At 48.0% G+C, this 17,968-nt stretch carries 12 protein-coding genes; 3 read left to right on the top strand and 9 right to left on the bottom strand.

Going from position 1 to position 17,968, the window contains the following annotated elements:
- Positions 1–226 precede the first annotated feature (226 nt).
- A complete protein-coding gene (locus IDJ77_RS17435; RefSeq protein WP_394368035.1) occupies positions 227–757 on the top strand; it encodes a mechanosensitive ion channel family protein in 531 nt (176 codons plus the stop codon).
- A gap of 634 nt (positions 758–1,391) precedes the next feature.
- On the opposite strand, the gene IDJ77_RS17430 is transcribed toward IDJ77_RS17435, so the two are convergent.
- The 6 genes from IDJ77_RS17430 to IDJ77_RS17405 are packed head-to-tail and all read right to left on the bottom strand — an operon-like array spanning position 1,392 to position 7,509.
- Positions 1,392–2,738 carry a DUF58 domain-containing protein gene (locus tag IDJ77_RS17430; RefSeq protein WP_191190263.1) on the bottom strand — a complete coding sequence of 449 codons (1,347 nt, stop codon included), beginning with the start codon at positions 2,736–2,738 and terminating at the stop codon, positions 1,392–1,394.
- Between the two features lie 6 nt (positions 2,739–2,744).
- Positions 2,745–3,722, bottom strand: coding sequence for an AAA family ATPase (locus IDJ77_RS17425; protein ID WP_191190262.1), 978 nt, complete (start codon positions 3,720–3,722; stop codon positions 2,745–2,747).
- A complete protein-coding gene (locus tag IDJ77_RS17420; RefSeq protein ID WP_191190261.1) occupies positions 3,712–4,899 on the bottom strand; it encodes a DUF4350 domain-containing protein in 1,188 nt (395 codons plus the stop codon). Before IDJ77_RS17420 ends, IDJ77_RS17425 begins: the two co-directional genes overlap by 11 nt.
- Positions 4,896–5,681 carry a DUF4129 domain-containing protein gene (locus IDJ77_RS17415; RefSeq protein ID WP_191190260.1) on the bottom strand — a complete coding sequence of 262 codons (786 nt, stop codon included), beginning with the start codon at positions 5,679–5,681 and terminating at the stop codon, positions 4,896–4,898. Before IDJ77_RS17415 ends, IDJ77_RS17420 begins: the two co-directional genes overlap by 4 nt.
- Complete coding sequence (locus tag IDJ77_RS17410) at positions 5,682–6,569, bottom strand: hypothetical protein (protein WP_191190259.1); 888 nt, start codon at positions 6,567–6,569, stop codon at positions 5,682–5,684.
- Positions 6,559–7,509: a stage II sporulation protein M gene (locus IDJ77_RS17405; RefSeq protein WP_191190258.1), complete on the bottom strand. Its 951-nt coding sequence runs from the start codon at positions 7,507–7,509 to the stop codon at positions 6,559–6,561. The genes IDJ77_RS17410 and IDJ77_RS17405 overlap by 11 nt, the downstream gene beginning before the upstream one ends.
- A gap of 98 nt (positions 7,510–7,607) precedes the next feature.
- On the opposite strand from IDJ77_RS17405, the gene IDJ77_RS17400 reads away from it, so the two are divergent.
- On the top strand, positions 7,608–8,339 hold the full coding sequence (locus IDJ77_RS17400; RefSeq protein ID WP_191190257.1) for an RDD family protein: 732 nt from the start codon (positions 7,608–7,610) through the stop codon (positions 8,337–8,339).
- Here IDJ77_RS17400 and IDJ77_RS17395 read toward each other — a convergent pair.
- Together IDJ77_RS17395 and IDJ77_RS17390 are read right to left on the bottom strand one after the other, a co-directional pair.
- The gene (locus tag IDJ77_RS17395) at positions 8,334–8,672 is read right to left on the bottom strand and encodes a DUF2752 domain-containing protein (protein WP_191190256.1); all 339 of its coding nucleotides are present in this window, start codon (positions 8,670–8,672) and stop codon (positions 8,334–8,336) included. The two genes, IDJ77_RS17400 and IDJ77_RS17395, sit on opposite strands and share 6 nt — an antisense overlap.
- Positions 8,672–9,127 (bottom strand): DUF5684 domain-containing protein, encoded by a 456-nt coding sequence (locus IDJ77_RS17390; RefSeq protein ID WP_191190255.1) that lies wholly within the window; start codon positions 9,125–9,127, stop codon positions 8,672–8,674. Before IDJ77_RS17390 ends, IDJ77_RS17395 begins: the two co-directional genes overlap by 1 nt.
- 110 nt (positions 9,128–9,237) lie before the next feature.
- On the opposite strand from IDJ77_RS17390, the gene IDJ77_RS17385 reads away from it, so the two are divergent.
- Entirely contained in the window at positions 9,238–10,665 is a 1,428-nt protein-coding gene (locus IDJ77_RS17385) for an L-serine ammonia-lyase (protein WP_191190457.1), read from the top strand.
- A gap of 149 nt (positions 10,666–10,814) precedes the next feature.
- Here IDJ77_RS17385 and sov read toward each other — a convergent pair whose 3' ends face one another.
- Positions 10,815–17,828 (bottom strand): T9SS outer membrane translocon Sov/SprA, encoded by a 7,014-nt coding sequence (gene sov / locus IDJ77_RS17380; RefSeq protein ID WP_191190456.1) that lies wholly within the window; start codon positions 17,826–17,828, stop codon positions 10,815–10,817.
- Positions 17,829–17,968 lie beyond the last annotated feature (140 nt).

The raw sequence follows: 17,968 nt of genomic DNA, 5'->3' as shown, positions 1-17,968 counted from the left end.
TCATGTTTGGGCGGTTGATAATGGGCCGAGGGTTGTTATCGGGCTGCTGCTATTTTTTGTTGGCCTTTGGTTTATACGGCTTTTCAGGTCGCGTATTACGCGGCGCATACATACCACTGGTGTCCATTCCTCTTTACAGCCTTTTTTCCTAAGCTTATCAGTTACGGCGTTGTACGCAGCGCTTATTTTCTCGGTATTAAACCTTATCGGGTTTCAACTAACCTTTATGAGCACCATAATTGGTGCGTTTGGTGTTGCCGCCGGTTTGGCACTATCAGGTACGCTTCAAAATTTTGCGGGCGGAGTATTGATACTGATGCTGAAACCTTTTGAGATAGACGACAGCATAGTTGCACAGGGGCAGGATGGGAGAGTAACCTCTATACAAATATTTTACACCGTATTGCTTACTGCCGATAACAAAACCGTAATTATCCCCAACGGCAAGCTGTTTAACGAGGTAATTGTAAACGTAACCCGCGAAGGTAAACGTCGCCTTGATTTTGAAATAAAGCTGGGGTACGCCGCCCCTGTTCCGCAGGTAAAACAGATCATCAATGAGGCTATAAAGGCCATCCCGGCCATATTGCATGAGCCCGCAACCCGCGTTGGCGTAGTTGCGCTGGAAATTGATGGCGTAAAATTCACTATAAACGTTTGGGTAGAACCCGCCAACTTCCTCTCCACCAAAATAGAACTTCAGGAACGCATTGTTATTGGCCTTGCCGCAGCTGGGGTTAAGTTGCCGGGGATGTAGACCCCTCCTAAACTCCATTATGTCATTTCGATGAGCGGAGGGCGGGCAAGAGGGCCGCGCGAAGAGAAATCTTCGGTACATTGCAAGGCGTATATGCATGGCGGTAGTACATAGCCGTCGAAGATTTCTCCTCGCTATCGCTCGTTCGAAATGACAAAGGGGGTGTATATGTGAAACTACTCAATAACCTCGTCGTTTAAAAATCGCCAAGTTGGATTTACCGACTCAATAAGCGCAATTTTCTTTTCCCTTCGCCATTTCTTCACCTCCTTCTCCCGGGCAATCGCATGCTCAACATGCGTGAAATGCTCGTAATAAACAAGACAATAGCGTTAGTATTTACCTGCAAACGAATTATTTGTTCCCTTATTTTCTTTATGCTGAAGGGTCCTAATGCCTACATCGTTGGTCATTCCAACATATAAAGTGGTTTTCCCGGGGTTAGTGGTTATGTACATGTATTGTAATTCCACATAGCTTAATATGGGTTATTATATGGTTGCTTTCTATCCCCTACGATATATATGGTGGTTATTGCATTACCACTCAGCTTGCCGTCGAAGATTTCTCTTCGCCCTCTCGCTCGTCTCCTCCCCGCTGCTCATCGAAATGACATGATGGAGTATTTTGATTGTTATATCCTCTGCTTAGCCTTCAACTCCAAATACCTGTTAATGGTATTAATGGTTAAATTTTGAGGAGTGCTTAATATGGATTGGATACCGTGAGCGGCCAGTTCTTTTACGATAAGTTTTTTATCATAAGCAAATTTTTCGGCGATGGTTTTGATGTAGATCTGCTCCACATCATTGGCGGGCTGCTCGCTTACCTGCTTTAGTTCTGTGTTCTCAAAGAAAACCACCAGCAGCAGGTGAAACCTTGAGATCCGCTTTAAAAATGGCAGTTGCCTTTGTAAAGCGGGCAAACTCTCATAATTGGTAAAGAAAACAATTAGGCTGCGCTGTTTCACCACGTTACGGATGGTGCTGTAAAGCGCCTCCATATTGGTTTCCAGGTACCGGGTTTTCTCTTTGTATAATATCTCCAGGATCTTGTTTATCTGTGTATGCTTTTTATCCGCGGGTATTACCGAACCCACCTTCTCGGCTATAGTGATCAGCCCGGCCTTATCTTCTTTTAACAAGGCCACGTTGCTGAGTACCAGGCTGGCATTAATGGCATAATCCAGCAGGCTCAGACCCTCAAACGGCATCTTCATGGCGCGCGATTTATCTATCACGCAATACACCTGCTGCGATTTTTCGTCTGTGTAGGAGTTGGTCATTAAGCTGCCCTGGCGTGCCGAGGCCTTCCAGTTAATGTTGCGGTAGTCATCGCCGGGTACATAATTTTTTATCTGTTCAAACTCCAGGCTGTGCCCAAGCCGGCGGATTTTTTTGATGCCGATCTCGGTGAGCCGGTTGGATATGGCCATCAGCTCGTACTTGCGCATCTGCAAAAACGATGGGTACACCGGCAGCGTTTCGGCCTGCCCAAAGTTAAATCGCCTGCTTACCAGGCCAAGCGGCGAACGCACAAACACCCTGATGCTCCCAAACACATATTCGCCGCGTTTAAGCGGCCTTAATAGGTAACTGATGAGTTTGTGCTCACCGGCCTTTAAACTCGTTTTAAACCATACATCGCGCTTCTGAAACTGCACAGGGATCTCATCTATAATACCCACCGATACCGAAAACGAATAACGATTTTCGATATAGATCCCCAACTCGTTATCATCGCTGTTGCTCAGTCGCTCGGGCGCATGTCTTTTGGCAAACATGGCATCCTTTACCCGGTAAAGCATCAGCAGATCGATAAAGGTGAGCAGTACCAGGCCCCAAAAGAAAAATTCGGGCAGGTCGCCAAGCCATGGGAAGAAGAACGAAAACAAAAAGAACACAACGCTGCAGGCCAGCGCCAGGAAAAGCCTGCCTGTTAAAAATAAATTGGTGTAAAACAGCTCTGATAGTTTCTTCACCTGCTTTTATCGTGGGATCTCAATTTTTTGGATTATCTGGGCAATTACATCATCGGGCAGCACGCCTTCCATTTCCTTATCGGGCGTTAGCATAATGCGGTGGCGCAATACCGGGGCGGCAACTAAAATAATGTCATCAGGCGTTACAAAATCGCGCCCGTTGATGGCAGCGATAGCTTTGGCTGCATTTACTATAGCCAGCGATGCGCGCGGAGAGCCCCCTAAATATATCGAGCGATTGTTGCGTGTTTCGTGGATGATCTGCGCGGCAAAGGCCAGTATCTTCGGCTCAACATAAAGCGCCCTCACCTGTTGGCGCAAAGCGATGATGTCCGCCCCGGCTAAAACAGGTTTAATATCGTTTAACTGATCGGCGGTTTTTTGCTGGTGCTGCTGGGTAACAATGGTTATCTCCTCTTCCAGCGAGGGATATTTGATCTCTATTTTAAACAGGAACCTGTCCAGCTGCGCTTCGGGCAGGCGGTAGGTCCCTTCCTGCTCAACCGGGTTTTGGGTAGCCAGTACAATAAAGGGCTCTTCCATTTTATAGGTGTGGCTATCCATGGTTACCTGGCGCTCTTCCATCACCTCAAACAGGGCCGACTGTGTTTTGGCCGGTGCCCGGTTGATCTCGTCTATCAAAATAATATTGCCAAAAATAGGCCCGCGCTTAAACTCAAAGCCAGCGGTTTGGGGATTGAATACCGGCGTACCCAACACATCAGAGGGCATCAGATCGGGCGTGAACTGGATGCGGGAGTATTTCACATCAACGGCTTTGGCGATCAGTTTGGCGGTTAGCGTTTTCGCCACACCCGGCACACCCTCTATCAGGATATGTCCATCGGCCAGGATGCCGGCAATAACCAGGTCTATAACCTGTTGCTGCCCAACAATAATTTTGGAGAGCGTGGCCTTTATTTTTTCAACAGCGCTGCTTAGCTTGCTAAGGTCTGTTCGTTGTTCAAAGTTTTCATTTTCCATGTGAGCCGGATTGAATATAAAATTTTTCTATTAACTGGTTTAGTACAATAAGTTCGTGGTCGGTAATGTGCTTTTGCGGTAGAAGGTAATTAATATGCCTCACCAGTTCGCCTGCGAACAACAGATCGATACCGGTTTTATTGGCGAGCAGGGATATGAACTCGTGGTTATAACCCGCGGACTTAAGATTAAACGCGGTGCGCAGGTGGTCCGAAAAATACAGTATCTTCTTTGCCGCGATGTTGGCATTGTCGCGCTGCTCATAGTATACTCTGCCCACCACGGTTACAAACTCCAGTGTGGAGTTCTTCAGCGGTTCCACTATCGGGATGATGCGCTGCCTGCGCTTAATTTCGTAAACTACAAACAGCAACATACTGGCCAGCGCCAGGTAGTACGCCCATTGCAAGGCCGCATGCTGGAAAAACACCCGCATAGGCGATTCGTCCGTTGGGATATCGTGGTTTTGATACTGGTCCCAATAAACGTTTTCAGCATCTTCGGGCAGATAGGATAGCGCCTTTTCGGCATAATCAGCGCTTTGCGGCTTTAACAGACTGTAATTGGTGAACACTTGCGGGTTGGCAAACAGGAACAGTTTCCCCTTGCCGAATGTATAGCTGATAAAGTTGGCATGCCCCAGCGAGTTTTCACCGATGACGGTTGCCCGCGTGGTATCAAATTTTTTGAAGTATTGGTCGGTGAGGTGTTTATCAAACACATAGTTTTCGGCACGCTTCAGTTTGGGATTGCTAAAATTTACACCGACAGACTTTTTGCCAAATTCGTTGTTCAGATTTAGTTTGAGGGTATCGGTCACCATCCCTCCCCAGTCGAACGCACTGATAAATACCGAATTACCGGCGCTGATGTATTTCACCATCGCCGTATAATCTTCCTTATTCAGCTCCAGATTATTGGCAATAATGAGGTAATTACCCGGCATCATGGTAGTATCGCTAAAAACGCTGTAAGCCGATTGATTGGTGCGGATTACCCCAGCATCGGGGAAAAGATCGTTGAGTTGGTTATACAGCACAAAGGTACCAAAGGGTATCTTGTCGTTATAATATAGGGTATTGGTCCAGTTAACCGGGTTGGGCTTATTGTATTGCGCAATAAGGTAAACCAGCAACAATGCCGAGGCGATACCGATATATATTTTAAAATCTTTCATTCGGCGCTGCTTTTAAAGGTGCTGAAAAGCGCGTTTATCCTTTTAAAGATCTCGCCGTTTATTAAAAAATCCCCATACCAAACATATTCAAACTGCAGGGTAATCCGTTTAAAGGCTTCGCGCTGCTCCGCGTTGGTAAGCTCGTACACGTAATTGGTGTTTGTTTTATTGATCTGCCAGTTAATAAGCCCGTTATCGCTCAGCTGTTTCAGGCTGCGTAAATAAAGCAGGCGCACAGCAAACCGGTAGTTATGTACAGCAATGGCCTTTTCTATCTCGGCCTCAAAATCAATCTCGTGGATATTCTCTACCGATTCGGAGTAGGCCAACGTGGAGTATGGCTTTTTACGGAAAAGGTGCATCATGTTAATGCCCGAGAGTTTCAATATTAAAAACACCAGCGCCGAAAGGCCCGCCGCAATAAAAAAGTATTTTAGGAACAGGAAGAATGACGACATCGCGCCTTCATGTTTTGTTGCTCTGCCAAGCAAGTTGCCAAGCCAATTCCAAAACCATCGCCAAAAGCGCGTCCACCAGGATGGGCCGTCGTACTTTTCCTCATATTTAAACTCGGGCGATCTTTTGTATTTGTTGAGGGCCGCGGTATCCAGGCTCCGTTGCGCGATGGTTGTTGTATCTGTAATAATAACAGCCGGTTTTTTATTTACCGCTACCGTATCTTTCTTAACTATGATCTTTTTGAGCACAGCAGGCGTATCCGGGCCTGCAAAACACAGGTTGGCTATCAGCAAAAAAACAAACAGGGGGGCGGTACGCAGCATTTAATATTCCTCAGATGGTAGATCGGGTTGTGTGTTTTGCCCGCCAAATTTATCAATACGATTCAGCAGGCTGGTGCCGTCTTTACTTTCGGTGAGGTTAAAATAGCAAAGGCATATGCCAATGGTGGGTATCACCAATAATACCTGCATCAGCTGCTGTAATACCGTACTGAATATGATCTGCGCCAGCGACAGGTGAGGCACCGTTTGAGGGCGCAGCAACATGCTGGATACATTTACCAACGATAAAGGCAGGCTGATGAAGAACATCATACAATAAGCTATCAGCCATACTATAAAAACAGCGCCCGCGGTTATCCACCAGTTATTGCTGATAAGCTTAAAGGCGCGGCTAAAAGCATCGCCAAAGCTGGCGTTCTCAACGATCATGATCGGAAATATCAGCCCTAATATCGGGAACAGCCAAATGCCGGGTAAAAGGCACACCATGTAACCAACTGCCAGCAGTACCCAAATAACAATAATGGCCACAAATACCCTTAAAAAATAGTATTTGAAATACGCCCAGATCTCTTCCGTTGTGGGTTCAATATTCCCTTTATTCTTGTACAACGTTACGTAGCAAATGATGGTAACCAGGTTTGCGGTAAAGGCCAGCATGGCAAACACTAAAACCGCTATAATACTTACGATGAGCTCGGGGATCATCCCAAATTCGGCAGCACCGCCCGCAATTTGCCGGTTAACAGTGTAGTTGGTTTTGTATTGCATTATGCACATAGCCAGCCCACCGGCCACCATGAAAAATCCGCAGAAAATAAAAAAGCTTTTTAACAGCCCTTTAAAGTTTTGGCGGATAAACAAAAAGGTATCGCTTACGATTTCGCCAAAATCGCGGGGTTTGGCCAGTTCTATATTAGGTTCCATATGCTGTTTTATAAATTTTGCGGGGGTATAGTATCACGTACCAGATCATGAACAAAAGCGATGAGCCTAATATGCCGACGCTCAGCCAAATGGGCATGTGGGTATGGCGGGTTACAAAGCCTTCAAAAAAAGCGGCGGTTAAAAATATGGGCACCAGCCCTATGGCTATTTTCATGCCATCGGCCGCGCCTTTTTTCAGCGACTCCATCCGGGTGTATGTTTTGGGAAATAAAAAGCTGTTGCCCATTACCAGCCCCGCTCCCCCGGCTATTACAATGGCCGAGATCTCCAGCGTGCCGTGGATCCAGATCACCAGTACCGATTGCAGCCCCAACCCTTTACTAAAAAAGTAATACTGAAACGCGCCCAGCATAATGCCGTTGCGAAACAGGTGATAAAGCGAGCCTACCGAGAAGATGATACCGCTTACAAACGTAACCAGCGATACATATATATTATTAGCGGCTATTCCAACAAACATTAAAAACTCCGATTCGCTGTTATAAACGCCAAACGGCTCGCCGCGGGCAATATTGGCGTTAGTTTCGTCTACATACCGGTCGCCCATTATCAGCCGTACAAAGTTTTCATCGTACATGGCCGATAGCCACCCGATGAGGCAAAAAACCATAAAAAAGCTGAAAGCGTATAGTAAAGGCTTACGGTGTTTGTAAAACAACAGCGGCAACTCGTACTTCCAAAAAGTAATAAAGCGGTTGCCTTTTTCGCTTTTGTTTTTGTAGATGGACTGATGGAACCTGCCGGCCAGTCCATTTAAATAGGCCGTGGTTTTTGATTTTGGATAGAAGGTTTTGGCGTAAGCCAGGTCGTCGGTTATCTGGATAAAGCTATCGGCCAACTCATCGGGGCCCCGGCCCTGCGAGTTCTCAAACCGCTCCCATTTTTGGGCATTCTGTTTTACAAAAATCGGTTCGCGCATTGATCCCGGCCCAGGTTAATTATTATGGCGTTAAAATAATTACAAAAGTTTTATAATTCAACAAAAAACCAGCAAATTGAGCATATATATTTGTTAACATGCAAACCGTACGGATAACCACCTCCCAAAACATCGATATAGACTATGAACTGGCCGGGCTGGGCGAACGTATCGTGGCAAGTATTATAGATTTTGGTATTTTCTTCCTATTGTATATACTGTTTATTATCACCGGTCTCAGCCTCGATGGCATGAGGAGTTCTATAATTGTACTCATTGTCATTTACGGTACCGCCTACGTTTTTTACGATCTCGTTTGCGAGTATTTTATGAACGGGCAGTCGGTAGGCAAAAAGGTGATGAAAATAAAGGTGGTGAGCCTTGATGGCGCACAGCCCCGGTTTAGCCAATACCTGCTCAGGTGGCTCTTCCGCATAGTTGATTTTGGGATCAGCATGGGCGCCGTAGCCCTGGTAGTGGCTGCCATAAGCGAAAAGGTGCAGCGCGTGGGCGACCTGGTAGCAGGCACTATCCTCATCCGCACCAGTCCGCGTACCAAAATAAGCCATGTCGCCTTTATGCCCGCAGCCGAAGGTTACGAGCCTACCTTTTCGTCCGCCGCGCAGCTAAGCGAGCAGGATATTGAACTGATAAGCGAAGTGATAAACACTTATATAAAAACGGGCAACAGCGTGGTGGTTTACAATATGGCCACACGTATAAAGCAGCACCTGGGCATAAGCACCCCGCCGGAGATGAACGACCTTAAATTTCTGCAAACCCTGGGTAAAGATTATAGCTTCTACATTACCCAGGCGGAGGTGTTATAAGCCGTAAAGGTGGGCCATTTTAATAGTATAGCTAATGAGCATAATGCCGGCTACCGTAATGTAGCTGGTTTTTTTTATTACTTTTTGGGGCGTATCCAACTTAAAAAAGTTATCAGCAAAGGTATAAACAATAGCCAGCAACAAGGGTATGGTAGCCGGGTAAAGCGCCAGGCTGGTATTTAACTGGCCCTGCATCAACGCTACTACCGAGCGCTGGAAACCGCAACCGGGGCAATCTATCCCCGTAAAATACTTAAAAGGGCATGGAAGTAAATGCCCCTGCAGCCAGTTGGTAAATGCCAGGCTACAGGGTACAAATAGTGATAATTGCATTATGCCTGCGGCGGATTAATCGGGTCTTTATAATTTGCTGAAGGATCATAAGTATTATGCCCCACAAAGCCCGCACCTGCCGGGCCAACATACTGATAATTGCCAAAGCCAAGCAATGGGAAAAATATAAATGGTAGAAATAAAAGCCCTACGGTAAAGCCTTCGCTCTGTCCAAAGCTTTTACTTAATAAGTTTAACAGCCAAATGCTTATAAAAATTGATGTACAGGGAAATATCAAAAGCAATATCCACCAAAGTGGTTTCCCCACAATTTCCAATAGTACAATTATGTTATAAATAGGTACAATGGCGGCCCAACCAGGTTTGCCGGCTTTCTCGAATATTTTCCAATAGGCTATCAATACGATCACCGAAACGATGAGTACTGGTATCATAATGATACTAAGAAACATGGCCATTTGAATAGCAAAGTTCGAATCGTAATTCTGTTCCATTTGTGTTAAGGTTTTTGAGTTTAAAGTGTGGTTTAAATTATTAAATGAAACTTAATTTTAAAAGCGTTTAACCAAAAAAATATTCTGTTACTATCATTAGTTTTGTGATGATGCAAAGAGAGCAAATTTCGGTATTCGATATGTTTAAGATCGGCATTGGCCCATCCAGTTCGCATACGCTTGGGCCATGGCGCGCGGCCCAACAGTTTGTGGCCCTGCTTGCCGAACAAGGTGCACTGCCCCTGGTAGTAGAGCTTAAAGTTTTGCTTTATGGCTCGCTGGCCAAAACCGGCAAGGGCCACGGCACCGATATCGCTATCCTCCTGGGTTTAAGCGGCGACGACCCGGTTACCTTTGAGGTAGATAAGATCAGCAGTAAAATTGCGGAGATAACCACCGGGCACAAGCTAATGCTTGGCGGCATCAAAGAAGTAAGCTTTCATTTTGATGATGACATGCTTTTTCTCTTTACCGAGAGCCTCCCCTTTCACCCTAACGCGGTTACCTTTCAGGCTTTTTTAAGTAATGGTAAAGCGGTATCGGCAACCTTTTATTCCATCGGCGGTGGTTTTGTAGTGAAAGAGGGCGCGAACGCATCGCACAAAGCAGAGGTAGACCTACCCTTCCCGATAGATACCGCCGGCGACCTGCTGCACTGGTGCCTGAAAACCGGGCTCAAAATATCAGAAGTAGTTGCCGAGAATGAGGCAGCCTGGCGCAGCGAGGCAGATACCCGCGCCGGCACCCTGCAAATATTTAAGGTGATGACGGAATGCATGTACCGCGGCTGCCATACTACCGGCAGCCTGCCCGGCGGCCTCAACGTAGCCCGCCGTGCCTTCGCGCTAAACAAACGACTGATGGCCGGGCGCAGTTACAGTAATTATACCGAATGGGTTGCCGCCATCCGCGAAACCGGCAACAGTTTCCAAAATATTTTAGATTGGGTGAGCTGCTTCGCGCTGGCCGTTAACGAAGAGAACGCCAGCTTTGGCCGTGTGGTTACCGCGCCTACCAATGGCGCTGCGGGGGTTATCCCGGCGGTGCTGCAGTATTTTATTTGCTATTGCGATGGTTTTAGCGAAGAGCGCATCATCCAGTTTATGTTTACGGCATCGGAGGTGGGCAGCATCTTTAAAAAGGGCGCAACCATATCTGCCGCAATGGGCGGCTGCCAGGCCGAGATCGGCGTATCATCGGCGATGGCCGCTGCTGCGCTTACCGAAGTATTGGGCGGCAGCCAACGCCAGGTTTTAATGGCCGCCGAAATTGCCATGGAACACCACCTCGGCCTCACTTGCGACCCTATCGGCGGGCTGGTACAGGTGCCGTGTATCGAGCGCAACACCATGGGCGCCATCAAAGCCATCACCGCCACGCAGCTTGCCCTGCAAAGCAACCCAGATAAAGCCAAAGTAAGCCTGGATGCCGTGGTACGCACCATGTGGCAAACCGCGCTGGATATGAACTCCAAATACAAAGAAACATCGGATGGCGGGCTGGCTATTAATATTCCTATTAGTTTGCCGGAGTGTTAATGGGGAGTGGTGAATAGTGAGTGGTTTTGCTCTTCCTTTTCTAAACCCAATTGAAATCGTTTTCTTCACCCTCTTTGCGAAGCAGAGAGGGTCGACCAGCGTAGCGTCGTCGGGGTGAGTCCCTCGTCGTTAAGAATCTCAACTATCCCCTATTGCAGCAACAACTTCAAATTCAACCCAAAATTTGTGAACGAGGTATTGAACGTTTGCGAAGTATAGGGCTTGGTAATATTGCTATCGTAAAAGATATTCAAATTAAAGCGCTGGTTGATCACGTAATCTATCGATGGGCGCATGGTGATATTTTTTGCGCCGGATGATACCTCCGCGGCTTCTACATCTGCGCGGTATATCAGGGTTTTATTATCGCGGATAGCTACATCCAGCTTAAAGTTGATATCGTTATTGGTTTTTCCGCCAAACCAGCCAAAAGGCATCCGGAAATTTTTTGGGCGGTAACCAAAGCCAAACACCACAATATTCTCGGTTTGCTGGGCCAGCTGGCTGTTCAACAGGCTTAGCGCCAGGGTACGCGTTTTACGGAACTCCATATTGGCGGTCATGCTGTTTTTAAAACGCACATCCACACCCAAAAGCGGCACAAACTGCTCAAAAATGCTCACCTGTGTCATCTGGTAAAAGGGCAGGAAATCGGTATTTACATCGCGCGCGCTTACACCACCATTGGCTTCCTGGTACTGCAACAGGGTGGTATAACCGTTTACGTTATACGAGGAGCGGTAGCCATGCCTCAGGTCGAAAGAATCGAACAGCTCGGTGAAGAACGGCATTTTGCCCAGCCCGCTGTAACTGATCTGCCAGTTGGGGATCGGCGTCTCCGGGAACTGGCTTAAAGACGAACTGCCAGCATCCTTACCTGTATAAGCCGCCAGGAAGGCGGGCACCAGTACGTTCTGCGCATTTGCCCCGTAGCCATCTGCAAAGCCGTTTGTGGTGCCGGTAGAGTTAGGGTTGGTCCCTCCCAATCGCTTAGAAATAACCGCCCGGTTATCCAAAAACTGCTGGAACGTAGTCGATGTATTGTTTATCCCTGTTGATTTGGAGAACGCCGTGGCGAAGCTCAAAATAGAAACGCTATACGTACCCGAAGTTGTAGGGCTCAGGTTCTCGATACTGTTTGTACTGGCGAGGTACTTAAAGTTGGTTTGGTAATTACGATCCTGGGTTTTAAAAGCGATCAGCTCGATCCGCAGGTCTTTGATGGGTTCGATGATACCACGAAGGCGCAGATCGGAATTAAAGGTGGTTACGTAGGGCTGATTTTGCAGCGTATCGGTGGTTATCCATCCCCTTTCTATCGCTTTATTACGCAAATCTGCCTGGCTGCCCAGCAGGAAGCCTATGCCCGGCGAGTCGTAAGAAAAATCTTGCCCAAAGAAATTCGACTGCGGTAAATAGCCCGGCAGAAAAGTACCCTCGGTACGGGTATAGGTACCACTTAAGTTTTTTATACTGGTTAATATACCGAGGAAGAAACTGCCCACACCGCCCTTATCATTATTGCCTTTGCGCAGAGCTTTAAATTTATTGTAAAACGTGGTAAAGTTTAGCGTAGGGTTTAGCTGTATGGTGCGCGAGTTTTGGATACTGTTACCAATGTTATAATCGGGGTTATTTATCGCGAACTCGGGCTGGGTTTGCCAGTTAAAGTGGGTGCTGTAACGAGCTATCAGGGCTGTCCAGTCCAGCCCGGGAATTTTGTTTATCGGCGTGGTATAGTTAAAGTTGATGGTGTGGTTGTAGTTGGTGGTGCGGCCCAGCCTTTTCAGGTTTTCCCAAAGGGTATCGCGTTTTAAACCATTGATACGGCCTGCAGGCTCGTCCACTACCGAAAGGTTGGTAGCATCGATATCCATCTGCAGCGATTTGGATAGATTCCAGCCGATACCATAAACGCGGGTAATATTAAAGTTTTTGTTGAAGCTGGTAGGTATAGGGATATAGTTGTTCGGGTCGTTATTCCGCAGCGTGTTCTCCGAATAAAACCGGTCGAAATTAATGCTGAAGTTCAGCCTTGATGGCAGTATGCTGAAGTTGAAATCCCTCGCCAAAGCCAGCAGGTTACTTTTAATGATTTTGCCGAAAGGCGTATAATATTTCGGCTGGTTGCTGTAATTATAGGCCAGGCTTACACGATAGGTGCGGGCCAGGTCGCTCTCCACTATAAAATCGTGGTGGGTGTATTCAGTGTAAGCGTAGGTGGCGTTAAAGTTCTCAATATCCCATACATGCACCGGGGCGCTGGCATCGGTACGCTCTTTATGCACATTGGTAAAGTTGATGCTCTTGCGCATGGTATAATCTATCGATACGTTACGGATAGAATCCCTGGCCTGAGAAGTTGGGGCGGCAGCCAGCGTTTTCTTCAATTCCACATCCGGCGATTGCGGGTCGTACTGTGGGGTGGCCACCTGGTTGCTTACGTTGATATACGCGGGTATTTTAATACCGCTTTTTGCCGGGAAGAATTTGCCCAGTTCCACACTGCCCGATATATCATAGATCTGGTTATCGCTGCGGCTCCTGTCGCTCACACGCGAATCCAGCGAGCCAAAACCCACCGTACTTTTACTTCCCGATAGGGTAATATTAGCAAAGTCGGCCAGGGCGAAATCGGCCCTTGCAGTGGCTGCCCAGCCGCCGCGCTGATCAAAATCCGTCAGGCGCAATTCGTCAAACCATAGCGTACCGGTTTTATCGAGCCCATCATCCGCGCCAGTATTATTGCCTTTATATGGGTTGCGCACACCAACCATAATGGTACGCAGGCGGCTCAGATCGGGCTGGCCCTTTATGGTTACTTTGTTATGCCCGTCGGTATAAATAAACGGTGTGGTGAACGGCCATGGCAGGCCGTTTAGCTTGGCATTGTTACGGGCAAGTTTGGCGCTGGTAAGCAGGCCCAGCTGCAGGTTTAGTTCGTTACTTGCGGGCCATATGGCGCCGGGGTCGCGGGTGCCGGGCTGGGTAATGGCCAGGGGCACTTCGTATTCGTAATAGTTGTCCTGGTAATCAACCCCCAGGCGGATAAAGGCATTCACGTCGTTATCCTTCAACTGCTCGCCCTCGGCATGGATAAACATCTGGATCTTTTTGTACGACCGCAGATCGTTAAAAAATGTTCGGAAGGCCGCTCTCGAGTAACCATCGCGCAGGTTACTAACCTTTAACGATAACGATTGCTCGTTTAGCTTGGTATCGGTTTGCAGGTTATTGTAGTTACGCTGGCGGTTAATACCCGGCGGCACCACGTAAGGTATTGGTGTACGGTTACCGTTCTCCTCAATATTCACGGCTTGTACATCCAGTTCCGAGTTATCAACCGTTGGGTTTTGGATGGCCGGATCGGCGATGACATTCAGCGGGTTATTTTGAGCGTTAAAGCTACGCCATTCGCCGCGTACCAGCTGCAGGGTGGCAAAGCGCAATACCGATGTATCGGCAAAGTTAGTCATGAACATACGCATAAAGCGGATGGCTTTAAAATCCTGAATATTGCCCACTTTGCTCTGGTAATCGGTCACCGGGATCCTGAACTGGTACCAGGTAACGGCTTCGGTTTGGCCATTGGCCAGCTTTACGTTGGAAGTTACTTTATCGCTGATATAGTTTTGGCCAACCAGCATATCCTGCGGGCGGATGGATACCCGGTATTGGAAGTACTCATCCGTTTGGCTCATGTTGTTATCCCGGTTAATGTCTTCACCGTCGGGCAGCGAAGTTGATGCCGATGTTTGCAAACCAAGCTCCGCCTGTGATTGCTCTGCGGTTTTGGAGTTACCCTCGGTACCATTATAGCGGCTGTAACGCTCTAAGATACCGGCACGTGCCTGATCAAGCTCTGGGCCCTGGTAGTAGCGGTAATCATCTGTTGAAGGGTCGGCGGTGAAGGCTGTGGCGGCTTGCGGACTTAACACGGCCTTCGCCTGGTTTACCACGTTGGCAAATTTCGATTGCTCATCCGTATCGTTCAAACCATCTAAACCAATATCCTGCAAGCGGCGCGAGTCGGGGTTATTATCAAAAGCATTTATAACCGGCTGCAGTTTTGATACCCGGCCCCAAACGGTTTCGTCGGTTTTATCGGTAGCGCCATCTACGGGTATGCTGTTCTCTAAGCTTTTGCGACCGTCTTTCAGGATATCCTCAGAGATGCTCCCAAGGTTAAAATACAGGTCGCCACCCTGCGAGGCGGGTTTGTAAATAAATGGATCGAGCACCCAAAATTCGATGTACCCAATATTGTTAGATTCAAAATCGTTGGTTTCCAGTTTGCGGAAGATACCGCCCCAGCGATTTTTTGGGGTTTGCAAAGAACCATCTGTATTGATACCGGATGTGCTGTAGTTGTATTGCCCGCGCGCTGTTGGATAAAAGGCAAGGTTAAGGGTTGATAAGGTTAACGGCTGCCCGGTTACCGATTGCTTGAACGGGAACACTTCCTGCTCTATCACCTGCCTTACGTAGTGGTTAGATAGGTCGGTACGGTTTACCGGGATATTACCGGCACTGGTGTAAAATATCGGGTCGATATTATAAAAGGCCAGGCGGGCGCGGTTGTAGCCATAGCTCAAATCGTTAAATAGCTGCGATTCGGGGAACATTTGCGGCGTACCGGCAATTTGCCAACTCACCGCGCTTTTAATATCAATGATAGAACGGCTGTTCTCAAAATCGTCCAGGTAAGATGTACCGTTCTTAGAGCCCGCAAAGTTCAGCGCGCCCGGGCTGCCCGGCATCAGCCTGGCAAACTCACCACTCAGGTTAATGGTTGATGGCGCCTTGGTATTTATTAAAGGAATCTTATCTACCAACCGCGTTAAAAGCCTTGAAGTAGTGCTGTAATTGGCATCGAAACCGAAGATGCTGTTGGAGATCGACTCCTCTCCTACTACCTCGTTTTGGGTAATGGGCTGCTCGGTAAGGTGCATAAACGTAGCACCCAGGGCCAGTTTATTGCTTGCCCGGTAATCCAGCCGGGTGCCCCAAAGGGATTTTTGCTGAACGCCAAACAGTTCGTTATTTTCTATTTTGATGTTGATGGGCTGGCCCGATGAAAGCAAGGCCTGGTTAAGGATGCGGATCCGGCCCGAGCTGTAATCAACGGTATAATCCGCACCCTCGTTCAATTTTAAATTGCCCGCGGTAACCACTACCGAGCCCTGCGGAATATTCACCGCGTTCAACTGGTATTCCGATCCCTGGGTGGACGTATAAGTACCTTTAATGAGATACCTGTTTAGCTTGGGGAAGAATTGCTGCGCGATGGTTTTGGTAGAATCGTACAGCGGCTGGTACACGTATCGGGTTGCCAGGTCCGTTTCACCTGCCGTAAATTGCTTCGCGAGGTCGGAGCCGAAGGGTTCCAGCACCGGGAACATGATGCGCCCGTTCTGCGAATCGATGGTGATGCCCTCCAAAAAGTCGAAATAACCATCGGGGCGCTTATCGTTTTGCTGATCGAGGTTATCCACGCCGGTTAGCTGCAGCCAGCGCTTGCTTTTGGTGTTGGTGCCCTCGTCCATTATCGTTTTCTCGATGCCCGATTTATCATCCAAACGGCTAACGTTCAGTTTAAAGTTCGACGGACTGATACCATACGCACCCAGCGAATAGATGTTTTTCATCATCAGGTCCCAGGTTGGCAGGTTGGTTTTCAGCAACTCGTTCTTTAATAATTTTACAAAAAGCGCTTTCGGCGTTGCCGGGTCAACCGCTACATCGCTGCTAAATTCGCCCACCTGGTACACTTGCCCGTTGTAAGAATATTGATAAGCAACCGCCAGCACCTGGTCGTTTTCCAGCGGGTAATTTAAGGATATGTAGCCCAGTTGCGGATGGAGCGTGTATTCGGTAGGAGTAAGCTTGCGGGCGTAGGTTAGCTTGGCATAGTTATCCGTAGCGCCGGTAGCGCGGAAATAAGTAGCAACATCGTTGGAGTTGGTGATACGCGCAGTCGCCGGTAAGTTTTGCAACAGCGTGTTGGACTGCTGCGTAAAGCCCGGCCCCTGGAAACCCGCAGGCAGCCCGCTAAAGCCCGGGCCACCCTGCACCAGGGCGGTATTGTAGGGCCTGTTTTCGCCCAAGTCCAGAAAGGCCAGTATATCGCGGCTATCGGTGGTAACGTTGGTACGGTTGGTTGTCCAAACCTCAATTTTAGTGATGTTGATGTTGGAACTGATGATAGGGATATTGGCCAGCGCCCGGTTATAGTTATTCCTGAAATATTGCGACAGGAAGAAGTGCTTGTTAGATTCGTACTCCGCAGCCGTTAGCGCGATATTCCCCTGCTGCGAACCATTGGTAATGGTGATGCTTTTTGATTGAGAGCGCTGCTGCGACAGGATGGTTGTAATATCCAGCTTACCAAACTTCAGCTTTGTTTTTACACCGAAAAGCGCCTGGCTGCCCGTAATAAGCGAGGTGTTAAGCGGCATACTTACGGTACCGGCCTCTATTTTTTGGATGATCTCGTCGGGGTGGCCGGTGTAATCCAGCTTTATCTGGTTCTCAAACTGAAACTGCGCCTCAGTATTGTAGTTGGTGCTTATCTTCAGCTTATCGCCAATATCGCCGGTAACGTTCAGCTGGATTCGCTGATCGAAATTAAAATTGAACTGGCTGCGCTGCCGGGTGTTAAATAGCGGGTTCTCGTTCTTGTTGATCTGCCCGGCTAATATCACCTCTGCCGAACCTTGTGGGCGAATGTTAATATTAGAGCTGCCGAAGATCTGCTCGAATGTTTTACTGCGAACTTTTATTTGCGGTATAAAGCCCGGCTGTTGCGATTCGTAAGCATAATTATCGGCCAATTGTTTGTAGTACTCGCGCTGCACGCCTTTTTGCTGTAGCTTAAGGTATTCTGCCGGGCTTAAGTACAGCGGCACGCCATAATTTAAATTCCCCAGTTTTTTGTAAATGATGTAGGTATTTGTTGCCAGGTCATACTCCACCGTTCGCGTGGTGCCGGGTGGGTCTACATCAAAAAGGCCTTCCAACGCCCATTGGTTGCGGGTTTTGGTGAGTTTTGGCGCATTACTTAAAGGCGCGGTATTACGGGGCCGCGTGGTATCGGCAGGCGCGTTGCTTTGTGTTGATTGTTGTGTTTGTGGTGTGTTTTGCTGCGTACCGGGGCGTGGTATGGTGGTTTGCCCGGGTATTGGCTGCTGCCCCGCTCCCTGCTGCTGGGCTAATAGTTTCCCTGTTCCGCAAAATGCGGATAAAAAAAGCGTACCTATAAAAAGTTTACAAGTAAAATTTTTAACCAAGGGTTATTTTAATT

It is taken from the genome of Mucilaginibacter pankratovii, assembly GCF_014773265.1.
Classification (GTDB): domain Bacteria; phylum Bacteroidota; class Bacteroidia; order Sphingobacteriales; family Sphingobacteriaceae; genus Mucilaginibacter; species Mucilaginibacter pankratovii.
This window is presented reverse-complemented; position numbering and strand designations above follow the sequence as displayed.

What these genes read in the sequence shown, in the direction of transcription:
- IDJ77_RS17435 (WP_394368035.1), top strand. Translation starts at nt 227, where the DNA reads ATGAGCACCATAATTGGTGCGTTTGGTGTTGCCGCCGGTTTGGCACTA.
- IDJ77_RS17425 (WP_191190262.1), bottom strand. Translation starts at nt 3,722, where the DNA reads ATGGAAAATGAAAACTTTGAACAACGAACAGACCTTAGCAAGCTAAGC.
- IDJ77_RS17420 (WP_191190261.1), bottom strand. Translation starts at nt 4,899, where the DNA reads ATGAAAGATTTTAAAATATATATCGGTATCGCCTCGGCATTGTTGCTG.
- IDJ77_RS17415 (WP_191190260.1), bottom strand. Translation starts at nt 5,681, where the DNA reads ATGCTGCGTACCGCCCCCCTGTTTGTTTTTTTGCTGATAGCCAACCTG.
- IDJ77_RS17410 (WP_191190259.1), bottom strand. Translation starts at nt 6,569, where the DNA reads ATGGAACCTAATATAGAACTGGCCAAACCCCGCGATTTTGGCGAAATC.
- IDJ77_RS17405 (WP_191190258.1), bottom strand. Translation starts at nt 7,509, where the DNA reads ATGCGCGAACCGATTTTTGTAAAACAGAATGCCCAAAAATGGGAGCGG.
- IDJ77_RS17400 (WP_191190257.1), top strand. Translation starts at nt 7,608, where the DNA reads ATGCAAACCGTACGGATAACCACCTCCCAAAACATCGATATAGACTAT.
- IDJ77_RS17395 (WP_191190256.1), bottom strand. Translation starts at nt 8,672, where the DNA reads ATGCAATTATCACTATTTGTACCCTGTAGCCTGGCATTTACCAACTGG.
- IDJ77_RS17390 (WP_191190255.1), bottom strand. Translation starts at nt 9,127, where the DNA reads ATGGAACAGAATTACGATTCGAACTTTGCTATTCAAATGGCCATGTTT.
- IDJ77_RS17385 (WP_191190457.1), top strand. Translation starts at nt 9,238, where the DNA reads ATGCAAAGAGAGCAAATTTCGGTATTCGATATGTTTAAGATCGGCATT.